At 65.5% G+C, this 11,492-nt stretch carries 6 protein-coding genes, 1 tRNA gene and 4 pseudogenes; 6 read left to right on the top strand and 5 right to left on the bottom strand.

What is annotated here, in order from left to right:
- Positions 1 to 161 precede the first annotated feature (161 nt).
- Positions 162 to 569, top strand: a complete 408-nt coding sequence (locus E1181_RS33010; RefSeq protein ID WP_408010959.1) for a transposase — start codon at positions 162 to 164, stop codon at positions 567 to 569.
- 40 nt (positions 570 to 609) lie between these two features.
- A complete protein-coding gene (locus E1181_RS33015; RefSeq protein WP_408010955.1) occupies positions 610 to 1,059 on the top strand; it encodes a transposase in 450 nt (149 codons plus the stop codon).
- A gap of 229 nt (positions 1,060 to 1,288) precedes the next feature.
- Here E1181_RS33015 and E1181_RS33020 read toward each other — a convergent pair.
- From E1181_RS33020 to E1181_RS30040, 4 genes and pseudogenes are all read right to left on the bottom strand, one after another.
- A pseudogene (locus E1181_RS33020) lies at positions 1,289 to 1,453 on the bottom strand (IS701 family transposase); the annotation flags it as partial.
- Positions 1,429 to 2,424 (bottom strand): annotated as a pseudogene (locus E1181_RS30030) (IS481 family transposase); the annotation flags it as partial. The pseudogenes E1181_RS30030 and E1181_RS33020, both read right to left, overlap by 25 nt.
- Before the next feature lie 136 nt (positions 2,425 to 2,560).
- A complete protein-coding gene (locus E1181_RS30035; protein WP_132679786.1) occupies positions 2,561 to 4,912 on the bottom strand; it encodes an MGH1-like glycoside hydrolase domain-containing protein in 2,352 nt (783 codons plus the stop codon).
- Between the two features lie 352 nt (positions 4,913 to 5,264).
- Entirely contained in the window at positions 5,265 to 6,587 is a 1,323-nt protein-coding gene (locus E1181_RS30040; protein ID WP_207922384.1) for an alpha-amylase family glycosyl hydrolase, read from the bottom strand.
- A gap of 971 nt (positions 6,588 to 7,558) precedes the next feature.
- Between E1181_RS30040 and E1181_RS30050 the strand changes: the two are divergent.
- Positions 7,559 to 8,111: pseudogene (locus E1181_RS30050) on the top strand (IS5 family transposase); the annotation flags it as partial.
- Positions 8,112 to 8,183: 72 nt separating this feature from the next.
- Positions 8,184 to 8,444 (top strand): annotated as a pseudogene (locus E1181_RS30055) (tyrosine-type recombinase/integrase); the annotation flags it as partial.
- Between the two features lie 62 nt (positions 8,445 to 8,506).
- Here the strand turns inward: E1181_RS30055 and E1181_RS30060 are convergent.
- Positions 8,507 to 8,580 (bottom strand) — tRNA-Pro (locus E1181_RS30060).
- Between the two features lie 751 nt (positions 8,581 to 9,331).
- Between E1181_RS30060 and E1181_RS30070 the strand changes: the two genes are divergently transcribed.
- Complete coding sequence (locus tag E1181_RS30070; protein WP_132679790.1) at positions 9,332 to 10,177, top strand: SAM-dependent methyltransferase; 846 nt, start codon at positions 9,332 to 9,334, stop codon at positions 10,175 to 10,177.
- Between the two features lie 75 nt (positions 10,178 to 10,252).
- Positions 10,253 to 11,278, top strand: coding sequence for an esterase/lipase family protein (locus E1181_RS30075; protein ID WP_132679791.1), 1,026 nt, complete (start codon positions 10,253 to 10,255; stop codon positions 11,276 to 11,278).
- The last annotated feature ends 214 nt before the right edge of the window (positions 11,279 to 11,492 follow it).

The raw sequence follows: 11,492 nt of genomic DNA on the forward strand, positions 1-11,492 counted from the left end.
CTGGGGCAGCCTGACCCTCTACAAGATCATCCGCGAGCTACAAACCCTGCTCGCCACCTGGTCCGGCACCTGCCCCACCTGCCATCAACACATCCACCGATTACCGACCTAACAAAGCACTACTAGGGCGTGTCTGACAAATAATCGGGCTGTTGGTTGGGATGCTGTGGTGTGTGTCGCGGTTTCAGTTGCTCTCGGATGCCCAGTGGGCGTTGATCGAGGACTTGTTGCCGGTTCGTACCGGTAAGCGGGGTCGTCCGTTCTCGGATGCTCGGGCGATGGTGGAAGGAATCATCTATCGGTATCGCTGCGGGATAGCTTGGCGGGACGTGCCCGAGGTATTCGGTCCGTGGCAGACGATCTGGACTTGGCATCGTCGGATGGCCGGTGATGGAACCTGGGACATCGTGCTGCAACGGCTGCTCACCGAAGCAGACGCCGCCGGGCTGGTGGATTGGGCGGTGTCGGTGGATTCCACGATTGCGCGGGCGCATCAGCACGCCACCAACATCACCCGCCCAACAGGGGGCTGGGTCGAATTACACGGATCTGCGCAGCGAGCCGCCTGATCACGCGATCGGTCGCTCTCGCGGCGGCTGGAGCACGAAAGTGCACCACCTCGTCGACGGGGCCGGCCGGCCGTTGGTGGCTCTGGTCGGGCCCGGGCAGGCTGGTGATGCGCCGATGTTCCCGCATCTGCGCGTCGCTCGTGTGGGGCGCGGTCGGGCCCGCACCAGGCCCGACCGGCTTCGTGGCGATAAGGCCTACTCCTCAAGGGCGGTTCGCAGGCATCTGCGTGCGCGCAGTATCACGGCCGCGATTCCCGAACCTGCCGACCAGATCGGGCACCGCAAGCGACGCGGTTCCCGAGGCGGTCGCCCGCCCGCGTTCGATCCGATCGACTATCGCGGTCGCAACGTCGTTGAACGCCAGTTCAACCTGCTCAAACAATGGCGCGGTCTGGCTACTCGCTACGACAAGCTCTCCATCGTCTACCGATCCGCGGTTATCCTCCACGCCGCGATCACCTGGACCAAAGCATTGTCAGACACGCCCTAGTTGATCCGGCCCGGACGATGTCACTGACAGACGTGCCCACATACGTCCGCAGCGGTGTGGACTCCGTCCGCGCCCACCCGCCCGGGTCGAGACGACGAGAACTAGTACTCCAGCCGCAGATCGTGATTTTGTCTGTGTCTTCGCTGGTAGTGGGCTTGTTTGGCGCGGTGTTGGTGGCGTCGTCGCCATAGTGACCAGGCTTGGGTGACGAGGCGGCTGGGTGTGGTGATCAGGTGTGCCAGGAGACGCCGGATTTCGGCGAGGGTGAGCAGGATGAGCCCGCAGTCTGGGCTTTTGGGGCGGTGGCGGCGGTGACGGCCAGGAAGGCGTGGGCGAGCATGGCCAGGGTGATGTGCCGGTACCAGGCGTCGTGTGATGTCCGGGGAGGTTGGTCAGTCGGGTAACTGGTGGGCGGCTTCCGATGGCGGAGTGGGCGCGGTGGTGATTGTAGAAGTGCATCCAGGCTGGCAGGGCGGCGTTGCGTTGTTGGGTTGATTCGTAGAGGCGGGCGTAGGCCCAGCCGTCGGCGAGGGTGCGGTGGAACCGTTCGATTTTGCCGTTGGTTTGGGGCCGGTAGAGCCGGGTGCGTTTGTGGGTGATGCCGAGCTCGCGACACGTATCGCGCCAGGCGTGAGAGCGGTAACAGGCACCGTTGTCCGACAGCACCCGTTCGACGGTGACGCCGTGTTCGGCGAACCACGCGACAGCGCCGTGCAGCACATCGATCGCGGTGGTCGTTTTCTCGTCCTGGCGGATTTCGGCGTAGGCGACCCTGGAATGGTCATCGATGACGGTGTGCAGGTAAGCAGTGCCCAGCAGTGGGGCGTGGTGACGGTCGCGCTCGCCGGTGCGGTGTGCTGTGAGGGCGCGGTTGCGTTTTCCCTGGTGCCGTCCGAGGTAGCGCCAGCCGCCACCGTCGGGGATGTTGCCGAACTTGGTGACGTCGACGTGGATCAGCGATCCGGGGTGGTCGTGTTCGTAGCGGCGTAAGGGTTCGCCGGTGACCCGGTCGATTCGTGCGAGCCGGTTGATCCGGCAGCGCACCAGGACCGCGTGCACGGTCGAGGCCGGCATGCCCACACGCCCGCCGATCTGGACCGGGCCCAGCCGGTGACGCCACCGCAGCCCCACGATCCGCCGCACGAGCTGATCAGGGGTTTTGTTCGGGCTGTGGTGCGGCCGGCAACTGCGATCACGCATTCCCGCGACGCCTTCGACCCGGTACCGCTGGGCCCACTTCCGTGCTGTTCTCGGAGCCACCATGAACATCTTCGCCGCATGAGTGGCCGTCCAGCCCTCCTCGACGATCAAACGAGCCAATCGCAGCCGGGTACGTGGGGTCAGCGTGGCGTTAGGGTGGGACACGAAGGCCTCCGGTTGATGAAGCGGTTCCTAGACAGCTCCACTTCACAACCAGAGGCCTTCACCTGTCTGCAGAACAGGACCAACTCACACACCACGACCGGGACAACCTCCCCGGACATCACAACTAGCCGGTTCCCTAGGGGGATTCCTTCAGCAGTGCCTTGATGGCGAAGACATCGCTGTAGTTCGACGGGCCGTCGCGCGTGTCCTTGTACAGCGCGTTGTCCGTGAAGTGACTCATGTTCACCGCACGCCGGTCGTTGACGAGCTCGAACTGATAGGTCCTTCCCGCGGTCAACTGCGCCTTCGCGTAGGTGGAACCCCGGACGATCGACCAGCTGCCGGTATGCGGCATGGCGATGACGTCCTCGGTGACGAGTTCGCCGGTGGCGTCGTCGTGAACGCGCAGCAGCTTCATGCCGCTGGTGACGCCGGTGTTGATGGGGCCACCGACGGCCGCGTCGACCTGCAGGAGGTGCTCGCCGCTGGCCTGGGGCGTGATCCGGGTGGTGAGCTTGTCACCCGGTTCGGTTCCCCAGCCGGCGTAGTACACGCCGTTCTCGTTGCTGGTTCTGGTCCCGCCGATGGCTTCGAACTGCTCGCCGGTGGACTTGGTGATGCGGTCGTCATCCGGTCCCCAGTAGCAGACCGGCTTGGCGTGCTGGGAGGTGTTACCGCTGGAGCTGTAGGTCAACCGCACGCTGTAACAATGCGAGACGGAATTCCCGTCGGAGGTCGGATCGATCCACTCCTGCTCACCGGCGGTGACCGGGACGTCCTCGGCGATCACGGCGCCGTCGCGCAGGACGTCCATGGTGACCTTGGCCGGATCCTCATTCCCAGTCCCGATGGAGAGCTTCAACCGGTCACCTTCGGGCCGGACAGCGCGCACTTCCGGCGTGGTGGGCCCGTACAAGGCCTCCGTGGACGAGAGATCGACCGGTACGGGCGCCGGGACGCTCGGCTGCGGTTCGCTCAGTTCCACGATGAGCGTGGAGGTGCCGTCGTGCAGCATGTCCTCGGTGATCGTCGTACCAGCGGGGATCTGCTTGCCGTTGAGTGTCATCGACCGCACCGTGTAGGCACCGGTCGGCGTGCCTCCCTCGGGCAGCTCCAGTGCCATGTCGATCTTGTGGCCGCGGTAGTCGATTCCCTTGAGCTCGGCGCGGTTCCCGCTGAAATACTCGTGGCGCATTTGGGCGGGAAGGAACGGTGCCACGTGCAGACCGTCCGCCTGCGCGTCGATGCCGAACAGGCTCTGCTGCACCATCGACATCATTCCGGCCACGCTCCAGGTCTGGCGGTCCGAGTTGAGGGCCGTCTCGGTCGTGCCGTTGAGCAGGTTGATGTTCTCCTTGTTCGTGCCGAACAGCGCGGCTCCCCTGACCAGCGACCGCGCCTGAGCGTGGGCCACGCCGTCGTTGCCGGTCTTTGCGGCAGCCCGCATCATGTAGGCGGTCACGAACGGCCAGATGCCGTTGTTGTGGTACGGCTCGACACCCTGCTGCTGCGGCCAGAGCACGGATGGGCCGAACTCGGTCTGCGGGTAGTTGCGGACCGCTTGATCGGCCTGCTCGGGAGTGGCGACCCCGGTGAGCACCGCGAGCGAGGTGCCCAGCGCGTCGTAGCGGTTCACCGGAGAGGTGTCCAGCTCGGTGGACAGCATCTGGGAGAACTGGCCCTTCCCAGGCAGCCAGAACTTCGCTCGAATCGCCTCCATCAGCTTGTCGGCCCAGCTGCGGTACTTGGCGGCCGCACCCTGGTCGCCGACGCCGGCCGCGAGGCGTGACGCGGCGTCGATGGCCGCCCAGTGGGTGACGTTGGTCGACAACGATCGGGACGTCGCGATGGTCGCCACGTCGTCCTTTGTCCAGTCCGCGTAGCTCTGCTCGCGCCAGTCCAGGAAGGAGTGCTCGCCGAGGTAGAGGCCGTCGGCCGGGTCGAAGACCACCGCGCGGTCGTGCTCGACGGTGTTGCGGATGCCCTCGAACGCCCTAGCTGCGAACACCTGGCGCTCGCCGTCGGGCAACCAGTCGAGAACTTCACTGGCTCCCAGCGCCCACACGACTCGATCGGTGGAGTTCGGGTAGCTGCCGCCGGTACCGGTGTCCTGAATGATCTGCGTGTCCCCGGAGCCGTCGCGCCGATCGCTCAGCTTAAAGTCCAGGGTGTTGCGCATGCGCAGCGGATCGGCTGTGGTGAGGCCGAGATCGGCCGAGTATGAGACATCTCGGGTCCACACGTAGGTCCAGAGCTTGCCGGTGATGTAACAGCCACCGGGGCAAGGGAGCGGCTCACCGTTGTTGTACGAACCATCGGTGATCTGGTCCGCCTCGTTCAGCTCCGCCTCGTGATGCGCCAGGGCGTAGAGCCCGTCGAGCAGCGTCGACCCTGAGCGCAACGTCGGCTTTCCCGGGACCTCGCTGAACTCGCGTTCTCCGGCGACCGAGCTGACCAGCCGGTAGGTCCGCAGGCAGTCATCACCCACCGCTGTGACCGTGATCGTCGCGGATCCCGTGCGGTCCTGGAAACGGCCAGGAGCCGGCATCGCGCCACAGGCATCGGTTTCCACCGGAGCCGCAGCAGCCGGCTGCACGACGGATAACATCGCCACCGTCAATGCCACGGATACGCCCGCCTTCAGCGCAACTCCTGTTCGGCGCTGATGTGGTCTCGCCTCTGCACGGCTCAGGGAAGTCATGCACACCTCCGGAAATGTTCGCAAATCTGGTCAGGCACCGCTTCAGGATCAGGGCCGCCACCGGCACCTGGATCTCAAGCCGGACACTGCTGCCGACCGGGCGTGGTAGCGGCAGCAGTGCCCACGGCCTTTCGGAGAGTCACTGGATCAGGATCTTGTATTCCCAGGGCTGGAGCTCGAAGGTGTGCTTGCGCTCGAGTTCAACGCCGGAACCGGTGGAGTGGTCCCGGTATTCGCCTTCGTGGTCACCGGCGTCGATGGTGGCCGTGGTGGGCTCGGGGGAGAGATTCGCGACGACGACCACGCGGCTTCCCTCCTTCTCGCGGACGAAGGGCAGCACGTTCTCGTCCGAGGACTTGAGGAAGTCGGCTTGTCCGCCCGCGGCGCCGTTCCACAGTGCGGGGTTGTCCTTCTTGAGGACCACCAATCCCTTGTAGAACTCCTGCATGGACAGGTCTTCCCACGGGATCTGGTCCTTCTCGAAGAACTCCAACCGCTTGTCCAGCCCGGCTTCCTGCCCCGAGTAGATCAGCGGCATACCCGGCGCGAGGAAGGTCAGCGCGGCCATCGTCTTCTCCGCGTCGCCGAAGAGCTCGCGAGTGGTGCCGTTCCAGGAGTTCTCGTCGTGGTTCGACGTGAACTGCATCGGATAGGCGCCGTCCGGGTAGGTCTTCTGCACCCATTCCACGTACCGCTGCAGATCACGCGCCTTCTGCTGACCTTGAGCGATCTGGTGCATGGTGTGGAACATCGTCCACCCGTAGTTGGCCTGGAACTCGTTGTCCAGCAGGTGGGTCTTGTCCTCGTTCTCAGCGAGCAGGTACGTCGGCTTGATCTCGTCGAGCGCCGCCCGCACGTCCGGCCAGAAGTCGTCGGGTACGCCGGTGACGTAGTCCATCCGGTATCCGTCGACGTCGGCCTCGCGGACCCAGAAGCGCATCGCGTCGATCAGCCCGGCGCGCATGTCGGGGTTGTTCCAGTTCAGCTGGGCGACGTCGGTCCAGTCCGTTCCAGTGGGAGGGGTCAGGTTGCCCTCGTCGTCGCGCACGTACCAATCGGGGTGCTGCTCGGTCCACGGGTGGTCGTGGGCGGTGTGGTTGGGCACGAAGTCGAGCATCACCTTGAACCCCATGCCGTGCGCCTTCGCCACCAGCGCCTTGAAGTCCTCCATCGTGCCGAACTCAGGGTTGACCGACTGGTAGTCGCGCACCGAGTAGTAGGAGCCGAGCGTTCCCTTGCGGTTCTTCTCGCCGATGGGGTGGATGGGCATAAACCACAGGATGTCGACGCCCAGCTCCTTCAGCCGGGGAAGGTGCTCCTCGAAGGCCTTGAAAGTGCCTTCTTCGGTGTACTGCCGGACGTTGACCTCGTAGATGACGGCGTTCTTGGACCATTCCAGGCCATTGCTCGGCGGAACGGCCATAGCAGCGGAGGGAAGAGCCAGGGCCACGAGCACTGCCATGATGAGCGCTCTGACGGATCGTCGTGCTGATCTGACCATTTCTCGACAACACCATCCTTCACTTCTTCGGCGGACCTGCGAGGCCTCAGCGAACGGGCGAGACGTAACGAGTCGGCCACCGTCGCTTTTGCACGCTGGCGGCAGGACGAGGAGAGCACGACGCACCCGAGTCGCGCGGAAGGTTGTTCGGTGACAACGTCGGTACGTGGGCACGTCGTGAGGTTCGCTGGCCGGCGTTTCAGACAACCTGGCCAACGAAGTTGTGCGCGGGCACTGCCCGCACCAGTCACAGGGATCCGACGCACGGACTAAGCACGCCGTGAACTGCGGTGACCTAGTTAGGATCGGGAGCCGACTTGGCCATGGGCCGCGTCTCCGGTCGCCACTGTCATGCGTCGCTGCGACGTAGCGTCGCGTGCGAGGCCAATGCGAGTAATTCGGGATCGATACAGAGCCGCACGCCTGGGTTTCATTCGATCTCCTTTGATCCGACTTCGCAAAGGCCGACGTCGTCGCTGCCGTCGACCCCGGGCGTGGTAACGCAGGCGGTGGACAGTGCCGGGCCGACCGCGACGGTCGGCGCCAGCACGAGGTGGATTGGCCGCGCGGCAACGTGAGCGGTTCGCGCTCTTCCGGATGTCCGCACTCTCACTCTGATTCTTCATCAGTGCAGTGCTTGTGCTGAAACTTAAGCGGGTGCGTGATCGAAGTCAAGCGTGATTTTCGCAAAATGTTGCGAACCCGCGCGACATTGCGCGCACAAGAGCACCCCTTCAGCAGAGTTTTTAGCTCAGATGACGGCTAGGTGGAAGCACTACTTGCCAGAGGCTTGCAAAACTTTGCAACGTGTACAGGTCCTGTGATCTGGTGCTCCCGGTAGCGCCGAAACGACGTCCTAAGGGGTCCTCGCAGAATGATCTTGGTCTGGCAGGGTGAGGGCGGAGTTGATCACGTTCTGTTGGGAGCGTGGGATGGCTCGCCCGAAGCCATGGGAGGTCAGCGACGAGCTGTGGGCGTTGATCGAGCCGTTGCTGTGACGATCGCAAGGCCCTGCAGGGCATTCTGTTCGTGCTTTACACCGGCGTCCAGTGGGAGTTCTTGCCCCAGGAGCTGGGGTGTGGCTCGGGATCGACGTGCTGGCGGCGGCTGGCCGAATGGCAGCAAGCTGAGGTGTGGAAAGAGTTGCAGCAGGTGCTGCTGGCGAAGTTGCGTGCTGCCGATCAGCTGGATTTTTCCCGTGCGACAGTGGACTACTCCCAGGTACAAGCGAAACGGGGCCGATCGTGCCCAAAAGTCGGTCCGAGTCCGGTTGACCGCGGGCGGCCGGGCTCGAAGCACCATGTCATCACCGACGCCTGCGGAACCCCGTTGCGGGTGTCTGTCACCGGTGGCAACCGCAACGATGTCACACAGCTGATACCGCTGGTCGAAGCGATCCCGAAAGTACGAGGTCTGCCGGGGCGGCCCCGTCGCAAACCTGATGAGATCTACGCCGACCGCGGCTACGACCACGACACTTATCGGGATTAGCTTCGCGCACGCGGCAGCACGGCAGTCTTACGAGACGCGACGCACTGGGATGACGTCGTCCGCGTTCTCGGCTTCAAACATCTGCGGCGACACGATCTCCGGCACACAGGACTGACCTGGATGGCCGACGCTGGCGTTCCACTCCATGTCCTGCGCAAGGTGGCTGGGCACGGCAACATCGCCACCACGCAGCGCTACCTGCATCCGGACCATCAGTCGATCATCGAAGCCGGCAATGCGCTGTCGGCGTACTTGACCCGCGACGGAACCACTGGTCCCCAATTGGTCCCCGGCAGCAATTCAACGGCCGCTGAACTCGCTCTGTGATCCAACTAAAAAAGGCCCGCTGACCTGCCATTACTCGGCAAATCAACGGACCTTTTCACCGGTCGGGACGGCGGGATTCGAACCCACGACCCCTTGACCCCCAGTCAAGTGCGCTACCAAGCTGCGCTACGTCCCGGCCACCCCGTGGGGTGTGCACATAGCTTACCCCACGGTTCTCGCGGCGATCATGACCCCCTCCTTGAGGGCGTCGTCGCAGGTCACGGCCTGTGCGAAGCTGATCAGGACTTGCAGTGTCGACTTCGATCTCCCAGGTGCACCAGCAGCTGGTCGTGGTCGCCGCGACCTCGAAGGGGCAGGGGTTCCCCGGTCACGGCGTAGCGGCTGTGCTCGTCGAGGAACGGGGACCTCGGCGGCCAGGGCCTTGACCTGCTCGTCGGACAGCCGGTGCGGGAAGTACCAGCTTCGCGTCGTCCCAGGAGCTTTCGAGGGGGCGGACGAAGACCGCGACGTCCACGGCGATGATCGCCAGCAGTCCCGCCGTTCCACCGAGGCCGAGCCACAGCTTCGGCAGCGGGCCCGTCCGGCCGTGCGCGCCCTCGGGCGTGGCGGATCGTCCCGCACTGCGCCTGCCCGCCACCACGCGACGTCTCGCCACCGATGCCACCTCCGGGCCCACCCCCGGTACCGCCGCGGTGGAGATGAGCGAGGCGCGGACGAGGGCAGGCCGGGAACGGAATCGATACCCACGAACAGACCGATCACCCGGTCGAGTGTGACCCGGTGCACCACTGCGCCTGAACTGGATCACACCCGTCCAGATGTCCGTCCATTTGTGGTCAATTCCGTCCAATGGCCTGTCCCACCTCTGACTTCTGCGATCGAGATGCGATCATGTGCCCAACGGTTCCGAACTGAGGAGGACGCCTGTGGTCGAGCAGTCCCGCGACGCTGCGGACCTGGACGTCTCGCGCCCCAACCCGGGACGGATCTACGACTGGTTCCTCGGTGGGAACGCCAACTGGGCGATCGATCGCGTCTTCGGCGAGCGGCTGCTCGGCATGTGGCCGCAGATCGCGGGCGTGGCCCGGCAGAACCGCTCGTTCATGCAGCGCGCCGTCGTGGACGCCTTCGACGCCGGGATCCGCCAGTTCCTCGACCTGGGCTCGGGCATCCCGACCATGGGCAACGTGCACGAGATCCTGCGGGAGCACACCGACGAGCCGGTTCGCGTGGTCTACGTCGACTGCGAGCCGGTCGCGACCGCTCACACCCGGGTCAACCTGCAGGAAACGGACTGGGCCGGGGTCGTCCAGGCGGACCTGCTGAACTGGCGCGAGATCTTCGCCGACGACGTCACCAAGCGCCTGCTCGACCTGGAGCAGCCGGTGTGCCTGCTGGCGGTGTCCGTTCTGCAGTTCATCGGCCCGGAGGGTGACATCCCGGAGGTGCTGCGGCGCTACGCCGGGAAGCTCGCGGCCGGTTCCCGGGTGGCCGTCACGCACTTCGCCTCCGACGTCCCCGATCACGACGCGCGCGCCTCGATGGAGCGGTTCCGGACCGAGTGCGACGTCACGCCCAACCCGCTGTGGCTGCGGGACCGGGCCACCATCACCGAGTGGCTCGAAGGACTCGGCGACCGGTGGAGCCTGCTGTCCCCGGGCGTCGCGCAGCTGCCGGACTGGCGTCCCGACCTGATCACCGACCCGAAGGCCGCGGCTGAAGCCGAGGCGATGCGCCCCTACGCGTGGTTCGGCATCAGCGAGAAGGCCTGACCTCCCTCTCCGTGGCCTGAACGCGTGATCCGCTGATCGGCGCATCCTTCGGCGTCGTACGTCGTTGAAAGCGACATGATCAGTCGTTGGGTGCACAGCGCCGTGCTCGCCGCTCTGGTGCTCGTCATCGCGCCAATTCCCGCGCAGGCCGACTCGGGATTCGCTCCCGTCGACCGGCCGGGGCCTGCGCTGAGCGTTCCGCAGGACCAGCTGAAGGCGGCCTTGTCGTGTCATGGCGATCCGGGCAGCGAGCAGCAGCCGGTCCTGCTCAGCCCGGCCACGAGCGTCACTCCGGAGGAGAACTACTCCTGGACCTACGCCAAGGCCTTCACCGACCAGGACCGCTTCTGGTGCGCGGTGACGATGCCCGACCACACGATGGGCGACATCCAGGTCGCCGGGGAGCACCTGGTGCACTCGATCCGGGCGATGCACCGGCTGACCGGCAAGCGCGTCGCGGTCCTCGGCCACTCCCAGGGCGGCATGAGCATGCGCTGGGCGCTGCGGTTCTGGCCTGATGTGCGTCCCGTGGTCGACGACATCATCGGCATGGCGCCGTCCAACCACGGCACCGAGACGCTCAAGGGCTGCGGCCCCGGTCCGACCTCGTGCAAGCCGGCGGTGTGGCAGCAGCTGGCCGGTTCGGAGTTCATGCGGGCGCTCAACAGCCGCGCCGAGACCTACGAGGGCATCAGCTACACCGTCGTCTACACCCGCCACGACGAGGTCGTGACCCCGCCGGAATCCTCCGAGCTCACCACCGGCGAGGGCATGATCACGAACGTCGCCACGCAGGACCTGTGCGCGGCGAACACCTCCACCCACCTGCTGGTCGGCACGATCGATCCGGTGACGTACGCGCTGGTCATCGACGCGCTGGACCACCCGGGCCCGGCCGATCCGGCTCGGGTCGACGCCTCGGTCTGCGGCCAGCCGCTGATGCCGCACATCGACCCCGCGTCGGTGGACACCTACTTGCGACCGCTGTCGGCGATCCCGGGTCTGCTCAGCACCGCTCTGCCGGGGGTGAACCTGGTGGGCGCGCCCTCGGTCGACCGGGAACCGCAGCTCCGCTGCTACGTCTACGCGGCGGGCTGCTGAGCCGGCGCGCAGGTGAAACTGGCCGCGTCATCGGGGGTTTCCGGTGATGTACCTGGGCCACTCGCAGAGCGGTCTGGTGCGGGCGTGGTTCAGGTCGGCCACCGTCGGGTTCACCGGCGGTCGGCCGGCCTCGACCCACTGCTCCAATGCGGTCAGCGACGGTAACCAGCCCCAACAGCCACGAAGAGGTAAGAACCACCCACCAATCACCCAC

Source organism: Saccharopolyspora terrae (assembly GCF_004348435.1).
Lineage (GTDB): Bacteria > Actinomycetota > Actinomycetes > Mycobacteriales > Pseudonocardiaceae > Saccharopolyspora > Saccharopolyspora endophytica.